This window comes from Streptomyces actinomycinicus, assembly GCF_016741775.1.
In the GTDB taxonomy this organism is placed as follows: Bacteria; Actinomycetota; Actinomycetes; order Streptomycetales; family Streptomycetaceae; genus Streptomyces; species Streptomyces actinomycinicus.
On the sequence record NZ_JAERRK010000020.1, the window covers coordinates 91,125 to 109,818 of the forward strand.

The 18,694-nt window shown below is 71.8% G+C and carries 15 protein-coding genes; 9 read left to right on the forward strand and 6 right to left on the reverse strand.

All coding sequences use genetic code 11. The features are described 5' to 3' along the window. The first annotated feature begins 168 nt into the window (after positions 1 to 168). Positions 169 to 1,320, forward strand: a complete 1,152-nt coding sequence (locus JK359_RS29800) for a CapA family protein (protein ID WP_201842189.1) — start codon at positions 169 to 171, stop codon at positions 1,318 to 1,320. An 11-nt stretch (positions 1,321 to 1,331) separates the two neighbouring features. Here the strand turns inward: JK359_RS29800 and JK359_RS29805 are convergent, their stop codons facing one another. After that, complete coding sequence (locus JK359_RS29805; RefSeq protein WP_201842191.1) at positions 1,332 to 2,756, reverse strand: amino acid permease; 1,425 nt, start codon at positions 2,754 to 2,756, stop codon at positions 1,332 to 1,334. A gap of 234 nt (positions 2,757 to 2,990) precedes the next feature. On the opposite strand from JK359_RS29805, the gene JK359_RS29810 reads away from it, so the two are divergent. Continuing rightward, positions 2,991 to 4,235: an MFS transporter gene (locus JK359_RS29810; RefSeq protein ID WP_307788327.1), complete on the forward strand. Its 1,245-nt coding sequence runs from the start codon at positions 2,991 to 2,993 to the stop codon at positions 4,233 to 4,235. Here JK359_RS29810 and JK359_RS29815 read toward each other — a convergent pair. Next, positions 4,171 to 4,647: a universal stress protein gene (locus tag JK359_RS29815; protein WP_201842195.1), complete on the reverse strand. Its 477-nt coding sequence runs from the start codon at positions 4,645 to 4,647 to the stop codon at positions 4,171 to 4,173. The two genes, JK359_RS29810 and JK359_RS29815, sit on opposite strands and share 65 nt — an antisense overlap. 90 nt (positions 4,648 to 4,737) lie before the next feature. Between JK359_RS29815 and lysX the strand changes: the two genes are divergently transcribed. Both lysX and JK359_RS29825 read left to right on the forward strand, forming a co-directional pair. Continuing rightward, positions 4,738 to 8,016, forward strand: a complete 3,279-nt coding sequence (gene lysX / locus JK359_RS29820) for a bifunctional lysylphosphatidylglycerol synthetase/lysine--tRNA ligase LysX (RefSeq protein ID WP_201842197.1) — start codon at positions 4,738 to 4,740, stop codon at positions 8,014 to 8,016. Positions 8,017 to 8,109: 93 nt separating this feature from the next. Next, complete coding sequence (locus JK359_RS29825; RefSeq protein WP_201842199.1) at positions 8,110 to 8,946, forward strand: polysaccharide deacetylase family protein; 837 nt, start codon at positions 8,110 to 8,112, stop codon at positions 8,944 to 8,946. Positions 8,947 to 9,000: 54 nt separating this feature from the next. Here the strand turns inward: JK359_RS29825 and JK359_RS29830 are convergent, their stop codons facing one another. Beyond that, the gene (locus JK359_RS29830; RefSeq protein WP_201842306.1) at positions 9,001 to 9,672 is read right to left on the reverse strand and encodes a class F sortase; all 672 of its coding nucleotides are present in this window, start codon (positions 9,670 to 9,672) and stop codon (positions 9,001 to 9,003) included. Positions 9,673 to 10,006: 334 nt separating this feature from the next. Here JK359_RS29830 and JK359_RS29835 point away from each other — a divergent pair, with 334 nt between their 5' ends. Further along, the gene (locus tag JK359_RS29835) at positions 10,007 to 10,843 is read left to right on the forward strand and encodes a hypothetical protein (protein ID WP_201842200.1); all 837 of its coding nucleotides are present in this window, start codon (positions 10,007 to 10,009) and stop codon (positions 10,841 to 10,843) included. A gap of 162 nt (positions 10,844 to 11,005) precedes the next feature. Here the strand turns inward: JK359_RS29835 and JK359_RS29840 are convergent, their stop codons facing one another. Together JK359_RS29840 and JK359_RS39960 are read right to left on the reverse strand one after the other, a co-directional pair. Next, positions 11,006 to 11,770 carry a bestrophin-like domain gene (locus tag JK359_RS29840; RefSeq protein ID WP_201842202.1) on the reverse strand — a complete coding sequence of 255 codons (765 nt, stop codon included), beginning with the start codon at positions 11,768 to 11,770 and terminating at the stop codon, positions 11,006 to 11,008. 33 nt (positions 11,771 to 11,803) lie between these two features. Continuing rightward, complete coding sequence (locus JK359_RS39960) at positions 11,804 to 11,932, reverse strand: hypothetical protein (RefSeq protein ID WP_269139051.1); 129 nt, start codon at positions 11,930 to 11,932, stop codon at positions 11,804 to 11,806. A gap of 791 nt (positions 11,933 to 12,723) precedes the next feature. On the opposite strand from JK359_RS39960, the gene JK359_RS29845 reads away from it, so the two are divergent. The 3 genes from JK359_RS29845 (at position 12,724) to JK359_RS29855 (ending at position 16,918) form a co-directional block, all read left to right on the forward strand. Further along, positions 12,724 to 13,689 carry an SCO0930 family lipoprotein gene (locus JK359_RS29845; RefSeq protein ID WP_201842308.1) on the forward strand — a complete coding sequence of 322 codons (966 nt, stop codon included), beginning with the start codon at positions 12,724 to 12,726 and terminating at the stop codon, positions 13,687 to 13,689. Between the two features lie 275 nt (positions 13,690 to 13,964). After that, on the forward strand, positions 13,965 to 14,777 hold the full coding sequence (locus JK359_RS29850; RefSeq protein WP_201842204.1) for an SAM-dependent methyltransferase: 813 nt from the start codon (positions 13,965 to 13,967) through the stop codon (positions 14,775 to 14,777). Then, positions 14,774 to 16,918, forward strand: coding sequence for a putative bifunctional diguanylate cyclase/phosphodiesterase (locus tag JK359_RS29855; protein WP_201842206.1), 2,145 nt, complete (start codon positions 14,774 to 14,776; stop codon positions 16,916 to 16,918). Before JK359_RS29850 ends, JK359_RS29855 begins: the two co-directional genes overlap by 4 nt. Before the next feature lie 99 nt (positions 16,919 to 17,017). On the opposite strand, the gene JK359_RS29860 is transcribed toward JK359_RS29855, so the two are convergent. Then, positions 17,018 to 17,902 (reverse strand): LysR family transcriptional regulator, encoded by an 885-nt coding sequence (locus tag JK359_RS29860; RefSeq protein ID WP_201842208.1) that lies wholly within the window; start codon positions 17,900 to 17,902, stop codon positions 17,018 to 17,020. A gap of 120 nt (positions 17,903 to 18,022) precedes the next feature. On the opposite strand from JK359_RS29860, the gene JK359_RS29865 reads away from it, so the two are divergent. Beyond that, positions 18,023 to 18,694, forward strand: a complete 672-nt coding sequence (locus JK359_RS29865; protein ID WP_201842210.1) for a succinate dehydrogenase — start codon at positions 18,023 to 18,025, stop codon at positions 18,692 to 18,694.

An 18,694-nucleotide genomic window follows, 5' to 3' on the forward strand; every position in this document is an offset into this window, starting at 1 on the left:
GGCTGTGCGGCGGACGGTCGATCGGGTCGGCGAACGGTCGGACGAGCGGTAGGCCGTGGCACCGGACGGGCTAATGACGGCGCCCGGTCTGTTTATCCGGCTCATCAGATTCATACCCATATGCCCGTCACGGTTTGTCGGTAGATACGACAATTCTGGGGTGAGTTGATGATCGGACGCAGACAACAGGTGGCGCTGGCCCTGACCGCCGTCCTCACGGCCGCGGCCGCCTGCCAGAACCACAGCCGGCAGGAGGCCGCCCCGCAGGGACAGCCGGCGCCCACCGCGGCCCGCGGCTTCACCCTGGTGGCTTCCGGGGACGTCCTGCCGCACACCTCGGTCATCGAGCGGGCCGGGTTCGACGCGGGCGGCAACGGCTACGACTTCCGTCCCATGCTCGCCGGCGTCCAACCGGTCGTCTCCCAGGCCGATCTGGCGCTGTGTCACATGGAGACCGTCTACGGCGCCGACGGCGAATACACCGGATACCCCCTCTTCAAGTCCCCGCCGGAGATCGCCCGGGGTCTCGCCGCCACCGGCTACGACGGCTGCTCCACCGCCTCCAACCACGCCCTGGACGACGGCGCCGCCGGCATCCGGCGCACCCTGGACGCCATGGACCAGGCCGGCCTCCGGCACGCGGGCACCGCCCGCGACGAGGCCGAGGCCCGCTCGGTCACGCTCCACCGCGCGGGCTCCGCCAAGGTCGCCCACCTCTCGTACACGTTCGGCACCAACAACATCGCGCTGCCGCCCGGACAGCCCTGGGCGGTCAACCTGATCGACGTGGACCGGATGACCGCCGACGCCCGCGCCGCCCGGCAGGCCGGCGCCGACGTGGTCGTGGTCTCCGTGCACTGGGGCACCGAATGGCAGGACGCACCCGACCGGCTCCAGCTCACCCTCGCCCAGCGGCTCACCGCCTCGGCCACCGACGGGCACCCGGACATCGACCTGATCCTCGGCACCCACGCCCACGTCCCGCAGGCGTACGAGAAGGTCAACGGCACCTGGGTCGTCTACGGCATGGGCGACCAGATCGCCGGCGAGATGTACAACGGCGAGGGCGCCCAGGACCCCCGCGGGAACCAGTCCACCCTCGGCCGCTTCACCTTCGCCCCGCCGGTCCGGCCGGGCGAGGGCTGGCGGGTCACCAAGGCCGAGTTCATCCCCCAGCTGTACGACCTCGACGCCGGCCGGGTCCTCAACCTGAACCGGGCCATCGCCCAGGGCGCCGAACTGGAAGGGATCCGCGACCGCATCAGGGACGTGGTGCTCAGCCGGGGTGCCGCCGCGGACGGGCTGGCCATGGGTGAGTGATCGCCCGCCGCTCAGGCGACGGGCGGCCGTCCGGCCAGCGCGGAGCGCCGGTACGAGTAGCCGAAGTAGACCGCACAGCCGATCGCGAACCACACGGCGAACCGCACCCAGGTCTGCCACTGCAGGAACGTGATCAGCCAGACCGAGAAGACGACACCGAGCGCCGGCACGAACGGCATCCACGGGGTGCGGAAGGTGCGCGGCAGCTCGGGCTGCCGGTAGCGCAGCACGATCACCGCCACGCACACCACCACGAACGCCAGCAGGATGCCGATGTTGGTCAGCTCGGCCGCCTCACCGATCGGGAGGAAACCGGCGATGAGGGCCGAGGCCGCGCCGACGATCCAGGTCACCCGGGTCGGCACGTGCCGTGTCGGGTGCGTCTTGGCGAACCAGATGGGCAGCAGTCCGTCACGGGACATCGAGAACCAGACCCGGGTCACGCCCAGCATGAAGGTGAACATGACGGTCAGGATGCCGATGATCGCGCCCACCGCGATCACGTCCGCCAGCCCGCTCAGGCCCACCGACTTGAACGCCGTGGAGAAGCCGCTCTCCGGGTCGATGTCCTTGTAGTTTTGCATGCCCGTCAGCACCAGGCAGGCCGCCACGTACAGCACCATCGAGATCGCCAGTGAGTAGATGATCGCCTTCGGCATGTGCCGCTGCGCGTCCTTCGACTCCTCGGCCGCGGTCGACATCGCGTCATAGCCGAACACCGCGAAGAACACGGTCGCCGCGCCGGTGAACGCCCCGCTGACACCGAACGGGAAGAACGGGTGGTAGTTCGCCGAGTCGATGTGGAACACACCCACACCGATCACCAGCAGCACCACCAGCACCTTCAGCGCCACCACGAACGTCTCGAACCGGGCCGCGCTGCGGATGCCCAGGTTCAGCAGCCAGGCGATCAGCAGGCACAGCACCGCCGCGAACAGGTCGATCCGGTGCCCGCCGCCGGTGCCGGGTGCGCCCAGCATCCAGGCCGGCAGGTCGGCGCCCATCTCCTGCACCAGGAAGCTGAAGTAGCCGGAGATGCCGATGGCCACGACGGCCACGATCGCCGTGTACTCCAGCAGCAGGTCCCAGCCGATGAACCAGCCCGCGAACTCACCGAGCACCGCGTAGCCGTACGTGTACGCCGATCCCGCCTTCGGGATCAGCCCCGCGAACTCCGCGTACGACAGGGCCGCGCAGGCACTCGCGACACCGGCGATCAGGAACGACACCAGCACCGCGGGCCCGGCCGTCCCGTGGGCCACGGCGCCGGCCAGCGTGAAGATCCCCGCACCGATGATGCCGCCCACGCCGATGGCCGTGAGCTGCCACAGCCCCAGCGACCTGTCCAGCTGGGGTCCCTCGCCGACCTCCGTCTCCTCGATGTGCTCGATGGGTTTGCGGCGGAGAATCCCCTCACCCATACGGAGCTTGGCCATACGCCTCACCTCTTCACCGACGGCAAACGGCTGACGGCGGATCATGATGGCCCAGCGGGACCCCCCGGGGAAGACGCCACGCACAGCCCGCGCCGGTGACCATGCCCAAGCCGCGGCCCGCGCAGGGGCGAACCGCGGCCCCGGTACAACCGATGGTTGTGCCCCCCGCCGCACCGGTTGTTTGATCCGGCCCGGACCGCCGGATTGGATGTCCCGGTCGACGGGAGGACGCGCGTGAAGCTGGGGCGGGAGTTCGGCCGGCTGTGGGCCGCCTACGGCGTCAGCGCCTTCGGTACCTGGCTCGCCTTCGACGCCTTCCAGCTGATCGCCGTCCTCGTCCTGCACGCCGGCTCCGCCGAGGTGGCCCTGCTCTCCTCCGCCTCGGTGGCCGTGGGCGCGCTGGCCGCCGTACCGCTGGGACCCTGGACGGAGTTCCGGCGCAAACGGCCCGTGATGATCACGGCCGACCTCGTGCGCTGTGCCGCGCTGCTGACCCTGCCCGCCGCCCACGCCCTCGGCGTACTCGGCTTCGGGCAGCTACTGGCCGTCGCCGTGCTCGTCGCGACGGCCGACATCACCTACACCGCCGCCTTCGGGGCCCACCTCAAGGCGCTCGTGCCGTCCTCCGGACTGCTCACCGCCACCAGCCGCCTCGAATCCACGACCTGGACCGCCACCGTGCTGGGACCGCCCCTCGGCGGCGCCGTGGTCGGCCTGTGCGGCCCGGTCACGACGGTGGCCGTCGACGCCCTCACCTATCTGCTGTCCGCCCTGGGCATCCGGGCGCTGGGCCCCCACGAACCCCGCCCCGAGCGCACCACGGCACCCCGCGCCGGAGACCTCCTCGAGGGCTGGCGGCACATCCTCACCAGCCCGGCCCTGCGCCCGCTGTTCCTCAACCACGTCCTGGTCAACGGCCTGATCATGGCCACCTCACCGCTGCTCGCGGTCCTCATGCTCGGCCCGCTCGGCTTCGCACCCTGGCAGTACGGCCTCGCCTTCGCCGTACCCTGCCTGGGCGGCCTGCTCGGCTCCCGGCTGGCCCGGCCGCTGGCCGCGCGCCACGGCAGGCACCGCGTGCTGCGCACGGCCGGCGTGCTGCGCGCCTGCTGGCCGGCCGGCCTGGCCTTCGTCGGCCCCGGCGGGCCCGGACTGCTGGTCGTGATGGTGGCCGAACTGGGCCTGATCACCTGCGCGAGCGTGTTCACGCCGGTCTTCGCCGCCGAACGCCTCGACCGGACCCCGGCCGACCGGGTGACCCGTACCCTCGCCGCCTGGAGCGTCACCGGCAAGGCCACCACCGCCGCGCTCACCGCGCTGTGGGGCCTGCTGGGCACCCTCGTCGGCCCGCGCACCGCCATCGCCGCAGCCGGCGTCCTGCTCCTCGCGACCCCGCTGACGCTGCCGCGCCGCCCTACGGCACGACCGTCACCGGCCAGCGTCCCGCCTTCACCAGCCGGACCGCCACCGAGCCGATGATCCGGTGCCCGGCCTGCTCCGAGGCACCCACCACGACCGCGTCCGCCTTCAGCTCGTCGGCCGCCTTCACCAGCCCGTTGTAGGGGTCGCCACGGAAGGTGTGGAACTCCCAGCGCACCTCGAATATCCCCTTGACCCGCTCCGCGGCCTCCCGGATCTGTGCGATCAGATCCTCGGCGATCTCCTCGGTCGTCTCCGCCACCGGCGCCCCGAGCGCCGCCCCGGCCGCCAGTACCGGCTGGACGTACACGACGGCCAGCAGCGCGTGCTGGCGCCGGGCCAGTCCGCCCGCGTACGCCGCGGCACGCAGCGAGGAGTCGGAGCCGTCCACACCGACCAGAATGACCTTCGGCCCGTCCGTGCCCCGCTCGAACCGGTGCGGGTGCGCGTCCTGCTCGTGCTGTTCCGTCACACCTGCGAGGCTATCGGAACGACCGGTTCCCGTAGCGTCCCGGGGCCGCCCGACGGGCGAGCGGGGCCACGCCTTCCTACAGTCGGAACCATGACCGCCACCGCGGGGGCCGCCGCACGGAGGGACGCCACGGCGCCGGTACGCCGGCCCGGCACCGGGCGCCTCGGCCGGGTCCCCGAGGCCTTCGCGGCCCTCTTCGCCGCGCTCGGCCTGCTGTGCGCCCTGCTCGCCTTCGTCCCCCCGCTGCGCAACCCGCTCCGCCCGGTCGCCCGCGCCCTCGACCTGCTCCTCGTCCCCGTCAGCGCCAACCTCGCCTACGCCGTCTTCCTGTTCCTGCTGGCCGCAGCCACCGCCGCCCGCAAGAAGGTCGCCTGGTGGCTCGTGGTCGTCTACCTGGGACTGCTCGTCCTCACCGACGCGCTCGGCGTGGCCCTCGGCCTGTACACCGAGTCACTGCCGTCCCTGGTGCTGTGCGCCCTGCTGCTGCTCCTGCTCGTGGTGGCCCGCCGGGAGTTCTACGCCGCCTCCCGCCGCGGCGCCGTCTGGCGGGCGCTCGCCGTGCTGCTGACCGGGCTGGCCCTGGCCATCCTGCTCGGCTGGGGCCTGCTGCTGCTCTTCCCGGGCACCCTGCCGGCCGGCCAGTACCTGGCCTGGGCCGCCGACCGGGTGTGCGGCGGGCTCGTCTCCAACAGCTCCTTCGACGGCCGCCCGCCGCGCCAGGTCACCTTCGTGCTCGGCCTGCTCGGCGCCCTCGCCCTGCTCAACGCCGCCGCCACGCTGTTCCGTTCCCAGCGTCTGGAAGCCGCCCTGCACGGCGACGAGGAGGCCCGCGTCCGCGCCCTGCTCGCGGCCTACGGCGAACGGGACTCCCTCGGCTACTTCGCCACCCGCCGGGACAAGGCCGTCGTCTTCTCGCCCAGCGGCAAGGCCGCCGTCACCTACCGCGTCGAGGCCGGCGTCTGCCTGGCCAGCGGTGACCCCGTCGGCGACCCGGAGGCCTGGCCGCACGCCATCGACGCCTGGCTCGGCACCGCCCGCCGGCACGCCTGGGCACCCGCCGTCATGGGCGCCTCCGAGGACGGCGCCCGCGCCTACGCCCGCGCCGGACTCGGCGCCCTCCAGCTCGGCGACGAGGCGATCGTGCAGGTGGCCTCCTTCGACCTGAACGGCCGCGAGATGCGCGTCACCCGGCAGGCCGTGCACCGGGTCCGGCGCACCGGCGCCGTCTGCCGCATCCGCCGCCACGCCATGCTCACCGAACGGGAGATGGAGGAAGTCGTCGTCAAGGCCGACACCTGGCGCGACACCGAGACCGAACGCGGCTTCTCCATGGCCCTCGACCGGCTCGGCGACCCTGCCGACGGCGACTGCCTGCTCGTGGAGGCCCTCGGCGACGACGGACGGCTCCTCGCGCTGCTCTCCTTCGTGCCCTGGGGCCGCGACGGCGTCTCCCTGGACCTGATGCGCCGTGACCGGGCAGCCCCCAACGGGGTGATGGAGTTCATGGTGGCCGAACTGTGCGCCCTCGCCCCGAAGCTCGGCATCCGCCGCATCTCCCTGAACTTCGCCGTCTTCCGCTCGGTCTTCGAGGAGGGCGCCCGGATCGGTGCCGGACCGGTCCTGCGGCTCTGGCGCCGCCTGCTGCTGTTCTTCTCCCGCTGGTGGCAGCTGGAGGCCCTGTACCGGTCCAACGCCAAGTACCACCCCGAGTGGTACCCGCGCTTCATCTGCTACGGCGACACCGGCTCCCTCGCCCGCATCGGCCTCGCCTCCGGCATCGCAGAAGGCTTCGTCTCCGTACCTTCTCTGCGCAAACTCTGGGGAAAGGGGCACCCGAAGGCCGGACAGCGGCCCGCCGGGACGGCGGGCCCGCCGTCCCCGGCGGCGCTCGGCCTCGTAGGAGGGGACCAGGCCGGGCCCGTAGCCCCGGACGCGGGCCTGCCCGACCAGGTCCGCGTCCGGCACCGCAAGCTGGACCGGCTCCGAGCCACCGGCACCGACCCCTACCCGGTGGGCACCGGCGCACCCACTCACGCCCTGGCCGACGTGCCCCCCGGTGCGGACGTCACCGTGGCCGGACGGCTCATGCTGGTCCGTGACTTCGGCGGCATCGTCTTCGCCGTGCTGCGCGACTGGTCCGGCGACCACCAGATCGCCCTCACCCGCGACGGCTCCGGCCCCCGACTCGCCCGGTTCACCGCCGACACCGACATCGGCGACCACATCACCGCCACCGGCACCGCACGCCTGAGCGACCGGGGCGAGCCCACCGTCTTCGTCAGGTCCTGGCGGCTCACCGGCAAGTGCCTGCACCCGCTGCCCGACAAACGCCGCGGCCTCACCGACTCCGAGGCCAGGGTCCGCCGCCGCCACCTGGACCTGATCACCAGCCCCGACGCCCGGTCCGTCCTGCGCACCCGCTCCGCCGCGGTACAGGCCCTGCGCCAGGGCCTGCTGGACCGTGGCTACCTGGAGGTCGAGACCCCGGTGCTCCAGCAGATCCACGGCGGCGCCAACGCCCGCCCCTTCACCACCCACATCAACGCCTACGACCTCGACCTGTACCTGCGCATCGCTCCCGAGCTGTACCTGAAGCGGCTGTGCGTCGGCGGCCTGGAGAAGGTCTTCGAACTGGGCCGCACCTTCCGCAACGAGGGCGTCTCCCACAAGCACAACCCCGAGTTCACCATGCTGGAGGCCTACCAGGCACACGCCGACTACGACGTCATGCTCGACCTCACCCGCGAGCTGATCCAGGGCGCCGCGACCGCCGCCTTCGGCTCCCCGGTGGCCCGCAAGGACGGCGTGGAGTACGACATCTCCGGCACCTGGCCGGTCAAGACCGTGCACGGGGCGCTCTCCGAGGTGCTCGGCGAGGAGATCGGCCCCGGCACCGAACTGCTGCGGCTGCACCGGCTCTGCGACCGCGCCGGGGTGCCCTACACCGCCGACGACGGGCCGGGTGACGTCGTCCTGGAGATGTACGAACGGCTGGTCGAACACCGGACCGGACGGCCGACCTTCTACAAGGACTTCCCGACCGGCGTCTCCCCGCTGACCCGGCAGCACCGCACCGACCCGCGACTGGCCGAACGCTGGGACCTCGTCGCCTTCGGCACCGAACTGGGCACCGCCTACTCGGAACTGACCGATCCCGTCGAGCAGCGCCGCCGGCTCACCGAACAGTCACTGCTGGCCGCCGGCGGCGACCCGGAGGCCATGGAACTGGACGAGGACTTCCTCCAGGCCCTCGAGTACGCGATGCCCCCGACCGGCGGCCTCGGCATCGGTGTCGACCGGCTCGTCATGTTCCTCACCGGCCTGACGATCCGCGAGACGCTCCCCTTCCCGCTCGTGCGCCGCCGCTGACTCCGGCGTCCGCTGCGGCCGTCCGGGTGTATTCCCGCCGCCACACCGGTGTCGTTGTGGTGCGCCGGAGCCCGTCCGGGCGACTGATGGGTCATGCAGAATGATCAGTTCTTCACGCGCCGCCGGATGCTCCTCGCCGGCGGCGCCGCCCTCGGTGCCGCGGCCACCGCCGGAGCCGTCCTGGCGAGCAGCGCCGAGGACGCCGTCCGGACCACCGCGGCGCCGGCCGCCGGAGCGCAGGCCCGCCCCGCACTCGGCCCGTCCGCCTTCCGGCTCCAGCCGCTCACCGGAGACGGCCCGCCGCGCGCCGCGCCCCGCAAGCTCCAGGTGCGCGAGGAACCCATCCTGCAGATCTCCGGACGTGGCCGGCGCATGGTGCTGACCTTCGACGACGGCCCCCACCCCGACTACACCCCGCACATCCTGGACACCCTCGCCAAGTACGACGTCCGGGCGATGTTCTTCGTGTGCGGCGAGTGCGTCGTCGCGAACAAGGAGCTGCTGGCCCGGATGGCCGACGCCGGTCACGTCGTCGGCAACCACACCTGGACGCACCCGCAGCTGACCATGCTGAGACGCAGCGAGATCCGCGCCGAGATGGAGAGCACCAGCGACATCATCGAGGACGCCTACGGCGAACGCCCCCAGTGGTTCCGCGCCCCCTACGGCGCCTGGAACCGCGCCGCCTTCCAGCTGGGCGCCGAGATGGGCATGGAGCCGCTGGCCTGGACCGTCGACACCACCGACTGGGAGGAGCCCGGCACGAGAACCATCGTCGACCGGGTGGAGAACGGCGCCGCCCCCGGCGTCGTGGTGCTCTCCCACGACGCCGGGGGCGACCGTTCGCAGACCGTGCGCGCCATCCGTGAGTGGCTGCCCTACCTGATCGACTCCGGTTACCACCTCACCGTGCCGCGCCGGCGCGTGTGACGGTTCACGGCCGCCGGGGAGGCCTCCGCCTTCCGCCCGCCGGGCCGCGGCGGTTCAGGTGACCGCGGCCAGGCGGGCGAAGACGACGACGTTCCCGTCGTAGCCGTTCTGTTTCGAGAAACCGCCTCCGCAGGTGATGACGCGGAGTTCCGCCGCGCCCTTGGAGCCGTACACGCGGTCGCCCGGGAAATTGCTCTTCTCGAAGACCTCGACCCCGTAGATCTCGAACACCGCGGTTCGTCCGTCGTGGCGCAGGACTTCGATCTGGTTTCCCTTCTTCAGCGCTCCGAGGCCGTAGAACACGGCGGGCCCCTGTTTGTTGTCGACATGGCCGACGATGACCGCGGTGCCCTTCTCCCCGGGGGACACCGCGCCGGTGAACCAGCCGGCCAGGCCGGGGTTCTCCGGCGGCGGCGCGGCGACCCAGCCGTCCGCGTCCAGTCCGACCTGTACGACGGGGGCGTCCACCTGGATCGCGGGGATCCGGACCCGGTTGACGGGGGAGAACGGCAGCGCGACGGGCGCGGGCGCGAAGGTGCCCAGGGTGGCGCGGGTGTCCGGCGCCGCCGCCGAAGCGGGCTGCGGCGGGCCGACGTCGAACTCACCCGAACCGTTCCGGATGAGCGCCAGGCCGGTCAGCAGAACAAGCGCTATCACGCCCCACGGGGCGCGCCTCCTGCGCCGTTCCTCCTCCTCGGCAAGCTCGGACAGCATGGACGCAGACATGAGCCTTCCCCTCTCGACACAGCCGTCGCCGCGTCTGTCGCGCATGGGAAAACGCTAAATCCCGCGCGCGCGAGGGGCGAGGAGGGAAATGGCGAACGGGTGGCCCGCCGGGCGCCCGGTGCGCCATCCGAGTTGCCATTCCCAGATATTTTCTGACGGCCCGTGACCTGCGCCAATATCCGATTGTGTGCTTTTCCTTCGGCGTGTCGGATCACCAGGACGGACCATTCTCGACATGCGGGCGTGTTCCGCGCGCCCGAGGGTCTTCCCGGGAGGTGTTTTCTCGCCGAACCACCCGGGGACGGGACCCGGGGTGCCTCCCGCGGAGGATCACATGCGCAATCAACATGCCCTGGCGGCGGCGTGCACCGCGCTCGCCGTGCTCGGGCTCGCCGCCCCCGTGGCCGTCGCGGACGGCATGGGCAACGGGGGCGGGCCGAGCAGCACCGACACCACGGTCATCGTCCCCGGTACCGGCAACGTCGGCACCTTCAACGGGACCGGCGTCCTTCCCGGCAACGGGGTCTTTCCCGGGAACGGCAATTTCAACGGGAACGGCAATTTCAACGGGAACGGTCGTTTCAACGGGAACGGCAACTTCAACGGGAACGGCAACTTCAACGGGAACGGCCGTGGGGGCGACGGCTTCGGGAACGGCCGTGGTGGCGACGGCCGTGGGGGCAACGGCTTCGGCAACGGCCGTGGCGGAGAGGGCGGCCGAGGGGACGACTTCGGCAACGGCCGTGGCGGAGAGGGCGGCCGGGGGGACGACTTCGGTCACGGCCGCGACATCTTCGTCACCCCCGACGTCCTCCCGGCCGGCGGCCGCCTCACGGTCATCGTGAACGGCTGCCGCAGCGGCACGGCGAGTTCCGACGCCTTCGGCACCATCGAACTGGAGCCGTTCCGCGACGACACCGCGCGCGGTGTCGCCACCGTCGACCGTGACGCCCGCCGTGGCCGCTACGACGTCACCGTCCGCTGCGACGGCCGCACCCAGACCCGCCGGGACGCCTTCACCGTGCTCGGCGGTGTCGCCGGCGGCCTCGGCGGCAGCAGGACCGGCGGTGCGACGCCCACCGACATGGTCATCGGCGGTGGTCTGGTGGGTGCGGCGGTGATCGGCGGTGGTGCCTTCTGGCTGCGTCGCCGGCACGAGAAGCGCGTCTGAGCCGCCGGCACACCGAGGCCACCCGGCCGGGCCCCGGGAACCGAGCACGGCGCACACCGGGCCTTCGCCCCGATCCCTCGCGGGAACGGGGGCGAAGGCCCGGCGTGGTGCGTGCGGTGCCGCCGGCGCCCGGACCGGCGCCCGGAGCGTTCCGGCCGGGAGCTAGCCGCTGACGTTCGGGAAGAGGCTCAGGAACGGCTCCGCCGTCACCGCGATGCCCCGGCCGTAGGGGGCGTCGAAGTCCCAGATGAGGAACAGCATGAAGGCGATGGTCGCGGAGAACAGCCCGGCCAGGATCAGCTCGCGCCGGGTGCGCCGGATCTGCAGGGCGAACACCATGGCGATGGTGATCAGCCCGCCGCTGATCAGCCCCCACCAGACGACCGGCGGCATGGTGGCCCCGGTCGAGTCGGCACGCGCGTTGCGCGCCTGGTCGGCGGCGGCGAACTGGTCCAGCAGCGGCTGGTAGGCCTGCGCCTCGAAGTCGTTCTTCGGCTGGTAGTCGGTGACGTCCTCCCGGACGGTCTGCAGCAGTTCGGTGCCGCGGTCCGTGACCTGCTCGTCGTGCGCCATCTTCGTCCACTCGGTGTGCACGACGTAGCTCACGTAGGCGTCCACGTCACCGCGGATGCGGTCACGGACCTCCGGCGGGTAGACCCGGACCCGCTCGGAGATCTCGTGCAGCGCCTGGGCCTCCGACTGCACGTGGTCCTCGGCGGAGTTGCGGGCCTCCCACACGCCCGCGATGGCCAGACCCAGGACGATGGCGTAGATGACGCCGATCCACATCGTCATGTACTCGATGACGTCCGGGGTCTCGCTGGGGTCCTCGTCCTCGGCGGCCGTCCGGTGCCGCACGAGCGTGATGACGACCACCACGGCACAGGCCCCCAGCATCGCGAGGACGAGAACAAGCCAATCCGACAAGTGGTGCCTCCAGGAAAGAGCGGGGCCGGCGCGTCAGCGCGGGCGCAGCGCCGCGACGGCGACGATCGCGGGGACGGTGATGAGCAGGACGTAGGTGACGGGCGAGGTGTGGCCGCGCGTGGTGTGGCTGACGGCGTGGGGGTGGTACGCCGGGTAGCTCACCGGGGTCACCGAGGCCCGCGGGGCCGGTCTGGGCGCGGGTTTCGGCCTGGCCGCCGGGGGCGGGGTGGGCGCGGGCGTCACCCGGGGCGGCGGGGGCGGCGGGGGCGCCGGAGCGGGCCGGGTGGGCGGCTTCGGCGTGGGTGTGGGGGTGGGTGTCGGCTTCGGCTTCGGTCTCGGCTTCGGCGTCGGACGCGGTGCGGGCGTCGGCTCGGGCGGTGGCGGCTTGGGCGGCGGGGGCTTCGGCGGCGGAGTGGGGGTCGGCGTCGGCGTCGGGGTGGGCGGACACGGCGGCGGTGTCGGCTTCGGACAGGGCGACGGGGGATCGGGCCAGTGGTGGCCGCCGGCCCAGGCCACCGCCACCGTGCCGTCCGGGCCCGTCGAGGCGTACGCACAGGCGTCGGCCGACGCGCTCCCGACCGGACAGCCCACCAGGGTCCAGGTCAGCGTCAGCAGGGCCAACACCCTTGCGGTGGGCGCGCATCGGGTCACTTCGGGTCCATGCACGACGAAGATCATGAGGCGTGGAACGCCGCTGTACGCCGGAGTACGCCGAGATTGCTCCGAAAGAGGGAGTTCGTATGATCAGTTGTTTGACGAGCGGAAGAGCCGTAATCAGCCCGGTACGCCCCTGCCTGCCCGCTTCTCCGGCCCGGATACGGGTGACCGTCTCACAGGTTCCCGAAAGAAATTCCCGGCGCCGTTGAACGCTGCGCCCCCCGCGCCGCGTACCCATGACCGTGCGGCGGCGCGGCAAGGCGCTGCGATATCAGGGCGATAATGGGGAGTTGACGATGAATACCTCCTGGCGGACCGCCTCACTGGTGGCTTCAGCCGCTTCGGTGCTGGTGCTGACGACGGCGTGTGGTCAGGACAACGCCACCACCCCCGCGTCGGCGGCCCAGAACGTGGGGGCCACGGCCGCGGCCGGCGACTACGGCAACCCGGGTGCGGGAGCCACGACCGGCGCGGGCAACGGCTACGGTGCCGACGGAAGCAAGACCTCCAGCTCCCCGTCCCCGGCCGCCCCCGCGGGCAAGCTGACCGTGGCCGCCAACCCCGACCTGGGCAATGTGCTGACCGACGGTTCGGGCCTCACCCTGTACCGCTTCGACAAGGACACCGCCAACCCGCCCAAGTCGAACTGCGACGGCGACTGCGCCACCACCTGGCCGCCGGTGCCCGCCGACGACGCCACCGCCGGTGCCGGTATCGACAAGGCCCTGCTGGGCGAGGTCACCCGCGCCGACGGATCCAAGCAGCTCACGGTGGGCGGCTGGCCCGCCTACCGCTACGCCAAGGACGTCAACGCGGGTGACGTCAACGGTCAGGGCGTGGGCGGCAAGTGGTTCGCGCTGGCGCCCAGCGGCAAGAAGGCCAAGCTGTCCGATCTGCCCGGCCTGTCGGTCCGCAAGGACCCCAAGCTCGGCGAGGTCGTCGTGGACCGCAACGGCATGACGGTCTACCGGTTCCTCAAGGACGAGGCCTGGCCGAAGCCGGTCTCGAACTGCACCGGAGCCTGCCTCGAGAAGTGGCCGGCCGTGGGCCCGGTCAACACCGACGACACCGAGGGCGTGAAGAAGAAGGGCCTGATGTCCTTCTCCCGTCCCGACGGGGTCAAGCAGATGACGGTCAACTGCTGGCCGATCTACACCTTCTCCGGGGACAAGGCCCCCGGCGACACCAACGGTCAGGGCGTGGGCGGCACGTGGTACGCCGTCTCGCCCGACGGCAAGCCGGTCGGCGCGCCGGGCAACTAGATCACCTCCCCAGGGTCGATCACCCCGCCCCGGCCCTGGCGCGCGACCGCAGATCCGCCCCCTCCGCACCGCACGGAGGGGGCGGATCGTCGTGCTGCGTGGGAGCGGGGGATGCCGTGGGGGTGTCACACAGTGGGGTCATCCGGGCACTTTCCGCAGGCAGTGACCGGGAACGGATGGTCAATTTCCGGTTCGGGTCGCTCCGTTGGCGGGCGATCAGTAGCCTCAGCTCGAACACCGGATCGCCTACACCTGTCCACGCCTTGGAGAGATACATGGAGCGTCCCGCCTGGGCCCCACGGAGCATCGACATCTCGGTGCCGAGCGTCTCGCGGATCTACGACTACTACCTGGGCGGTTCGCACAACTTCGAGGTCGACCGGCAAGCGGCCCGCAAGGCGATGGAGTTCATGCCGGGCCTGCCCAAGATCATGCAGGCCAACCGGGCGTTCATGCGCCGTGCCGTGCGGTTCGCGGCCGGTGAGGGCATCACCCAGTTCCTGGACATCGGCTCCGGCATCCCGACGTTCGGGAGCGTGCACGAGGTGGCCCAGGCGGTCGTACCGGGCGCCCGGGTCGTCTACGTCGACCACGACCCGGTGGCCGTCGCCCACAGCCAGGCGGTGCTGACGGGGAACGAGCACGCGGATGTGATCGCCGCGGACCTGTGCAAGCCGCAGGAGATCCTCGCGAGCCCCCTACTGGAGGGGCTGATCGACCTGAATCGGCCAGTGGCCCTCCTCCTCGTTGCCATACTGCATTTCGTGGAAGACGCGGACGACCCCTACGGTGCGGTGGCCGAGCTGAGCAAGGCGCTCGCACCCGGCAGCATGCTGATCCTCACCCATGCCTCGTACGAGGGAATCCCGCTGCCCGCCGAGCGGGCCGAGGGCGCGGTGGACGTATACAAGGACATTCGCAACCCACTGATCATGCGCTCGCGCGAGGCGATCGCGCGGTTCTTCGAGGGGTACGACATGGTGGAACCCGGACTGGTGCAGATGCCGCACTGGCGCCCGGATTCGGCTCCGGAGGACGAGGATCCGTATGCGTTCTCCGGATTCGCCGGCGTGGGACGTACGGCGTGAGCGCGGAGCCGGACGGGCCGGAGGACAGACTGCGCCGGTTGACGGCGATCTGGAGCCGGGCCGTCTTCCCGGTGACCTCGACGTCACTGACCCGCACCGAGTTCGAAGATCAACTCCTGCCGCTCACCCGCCGGTTGAGCGATCTGCTGCGGACGCGTGGCTTCGACTCCGACGCCGCCAAGGCCGTCGGTGCCGCCTTGGTCGGGGCGCACTGCACCGACCCCGAGGCGCTCACCCGGACCCTGGACTGCATCGACGCCTATCTCGTCCTGTACTGCGGCGAGGACGGCTCGCAGGACGAACTGCGCATGCGCTCCTCGCGGTTGCAGCACGCGATGGCCGCCGGCTACGCCCAGGCGCTGCGCGAACGCACCCTCGCCGAGCAAGAGGCTATCGCGCAGGCCGCGTTGCAGGCCCAGGGCGTGGTCGCGCAGGCGCTGCACGCCAGCGAGGCCCGCTTCCGCGCGGTGTTCGAGGGCGCCGCGATAGGTGTCGGCATCGCCGACCTCGACGGCAACGTCCTCCAGGTCAACGGGGCGCTGCTGCGCATGTTCGGGCTCTCCGAGAGCGCCGTACGAGGCCGCCGGGTCCAGGACTGGGTGCATCCCGAGGACGCCCCGCAGACCTGGCGGCTCTACGACGAACTCGTGCGCGGCGACCGCGAGCACTACCACGTGGAGAAGGCGTTCAACCGCCCCGACGGCACGGTCCTGTGGACCAACCTCACCGTCTCCCTGCTGCGCGACGCCGACGGCACCCCGCAGTACCAGCTCGCGCTCATGGAGGACACCACCGAACGCCGGCTGCTCAACCTCCGGCTGCGGTACGAGGCCACGCACGACGCCCTCACCGGCCTGCCCAACCGCACCCTGTTCTTCGAACGGCTCGAGAAGGCCCTCAACGCGGGCGAGGGCCAGCGCTTCGGCCTGTGCTACCTCGACCTGGACGGCTTCAAGACGATCAACGACAGCCTCGGGCACGCGGCCGGCGACCGGCTGCTGGTGGAGGTCGCCGACCGGCTCCAGTCCTGCGCCACCGCCCCCGGCGAGATGGTCGCCCGGCTCGGCGGCGACGAGTTCGTGGCCCTGACCACCGGACCCGGCACCGCGCGCAAGGTCGACGAACTCGCCGAGCGCATCATGAGCGCGCTCGTGACCCCCATCAGCATCGACGGACGTGACCTCCTGGTCCGCGGCAGCCTCGGCATCGTCGAGGGCCCGGCGGGCGAACGCACAGCCGCCGAGGTGCTCCGCAGCGCGGACATCACCATGTACCGGGCCAAGTCCGCGGGCGGCAACCGCTCCGAGCTGGCCGACCCCGAGGCCGACGCCCGCACCATCACCCGCCACGGCCTCACCACGGCCCTGCCGACCGCCCTGGAGCGCGGCGAGTTCTTCATCGAGTACCAGCCCCTGGTCCACCTCGGCGACGGCAGCGTGCGCGGCGCCGAGGCCCTGGTGCGCTGGCTGCACCCGCAGCACGGCGTCCTCGGCCCCGACCGGTTCATCCCGCTCGCCGAGCACACCGGACTGATCGTCCCGCTGGGCCGCTGGGTCCTGCAGGAGTCCATCCGCCAGGCCCGGGCCTGGCGTGAGTGCCACGGCGAGGAGACGGCCGCCGGCCCGCTGCGCATCAACGTGAACCTCTCGCCCTGCCAGCTCAGCCACCCCGGCCTGGTCCAGGACACGGTCGAGATCCTCGAACGCGCGGGCGTCACCCCGGACGCCCTGTGCCTGGAGGTCACCGAGTCCGCGCTCATCGGTGCCGACGACGACCTGCTCAAACCCTTGCGGCGACTGGCGGAGATGGGCGTCGACATCGCTCTGGACGACTTCGGTACCGGTTACTCCAACCTCGCCAACCTGCGTCGTCTGCCCGTGAGCATCCTCAAACTCGACCGCTCCTTCACCCAGGGCATGCAGCAGTTCCCCGCCGACCCCGTCGACCTGAAGATCGTGGAGGGCATCGTCTCCCTGGCCCACAGCCTCGACCTCGCGGTCACCGTGGAGGGCGTGGAGACGGGCGCACAGGCCGAACAGCTCCGGATACTGGGCTGCGACACGGCCCAGGGCTGGTACTACGCCAGGCCCGGCCCGCCCGAGCGGCTGCACGAACTGGTGCTGGTGGACGCGACCGGCTGAACGACGGCGACCGCGCCCGTCACCGCCCCGCCGTCCGCTGTACCTGCCGCGACGGCGGGCCCGGGCCGGCCCTGTCCGGCCGTGCCGAGCCGTGCCGCCTCACCGTTCGAGGAGCATCCGCTGCAACTCCCTCGCGGCCCGGGGCGGAGCCACGTCGCTGCGGTGGGCCAGGGCGATGGTCCGGTGCAGTCCCGGCCGGGCCAGCGGGGTGACCCGGAGCCCCCGCCCCGCCCGCGCGGCCACCATCCTCGGCACCACGGCGACCCCCAGACCGGCCCGCGCGAAGCCCAGCACCGCGTCCATCTCGCCGCCCTCCACGGCGAACTCCGGCTCGAACCCGGCGGAGCGGCAGGCGGCCACGGTCAGCTCCCGCAGATCGTAGCCGTGCCGGAACATCACCAGCCGTTCCCCCTCCAGGTCGGCGATCCCGACGCTCCGCCCGCCCCGGCCCGGAACCGGTGCCTCCGGTGAGGACACCACCACCAGGTCCTCGCGCAGCAGCTCCACGGTCGTCAGTGCGGGCGCCGGGGTAGGCAGCGGCAGCACGATCAGCGCCAGGTCGAGCGCGCCCCGGGCCAGCTCCCGCACCAGATCGTGCGAGCCGCCCTCCTCGATCATCAGGCGGATCCCCGGATACCGGTCGTGGAACGCCCGCAGCACGTCCGGCAGCAGTCCCGTGCACAGACTCGGCGTGGCCCCCAGCCGTACCCGTCCACGCCGCAGCTGCACCAGTTCCTGCACCTCGTACCGGGCGGTGTCCGCGTCCGCCAGGATGCGCCGGGCCAGCGGCAGCAGCGCCTCGCCCGCGTCGGTCAGGGTGATGTTGCCCCGGGCGCGCAGGAAGAGATCCGCGCCCAGCTCCCGCTCCAGCGCCTTGATCTGCTGGGACAGCGACGGCTGGGCGACGTGGACCTGCTCGGCCGCCCGGGTGAAGTGCCGGGTCTCGGCGACGGCCACGAAGTACTGGAGCTGCTGGAACTGCATACAGCCAAGATAGGGCCTGTCTATGGAATCAAGCCGGACCATGTCTTGGACCGATCGGCGTGCCCGGCCCTAGCGTGCTGTTCCATGGCTCTGGCAACGCGGACGGACCGACGGCCGTCCATGGCACGCACCGTGTGGGACAGCACCGTCGGCAAGAAGGCGGTCATGGCCGTCAGCGGCGTGATCATGCTGATGTACCTGGTCGTCCACGTGATCGGCAACCTGAAGATCTTCTTCGGCGCCGGCGAGTTCAACCACTACGCGCACTGGCTGCGCACGGTCGGCGAACCCTTCATGCACTACGAGTGGACCCTCTGGCTCGTCCGCATCGTCCTCGTCGTCGCCGTGGCCGCCCACGCCACGTCCGCCTACCAGCTCAGCCGCCGCGACATCAAGGCGCGGCCCGACAAGTACGTGCACAGGAAACCGAGGGCGAGCTACGCCACCCGCACCATGCGCTGGGGCGGCGTCATCCTCGGCCTCTTCATCGTCTGGCACATCCTGGACCTGACCACCGGCACCGTGCACTCCGGCGGCTTCCAGGAGGGCCACCCGTACCAGAACGTCGTGGACACCTTCTCCACCTGGTACGGGAACGTCGTCTACATCGTCGCGATGCTCGCGCTCGGCCTGCACGTCCGGCACGGCTTCTGGAGCGCGGCCCAGACCCTCGGCGTCGGCAGCCGCACCCGCGACCGCGCCCTGAAGACCGTCGCAGACGTCCTCGCGCTGCTGCTCACGGCCGGCTTCGTCGCCGTGCCCGTGGGCGTCATGACCGGAGTGGTGAGCTGA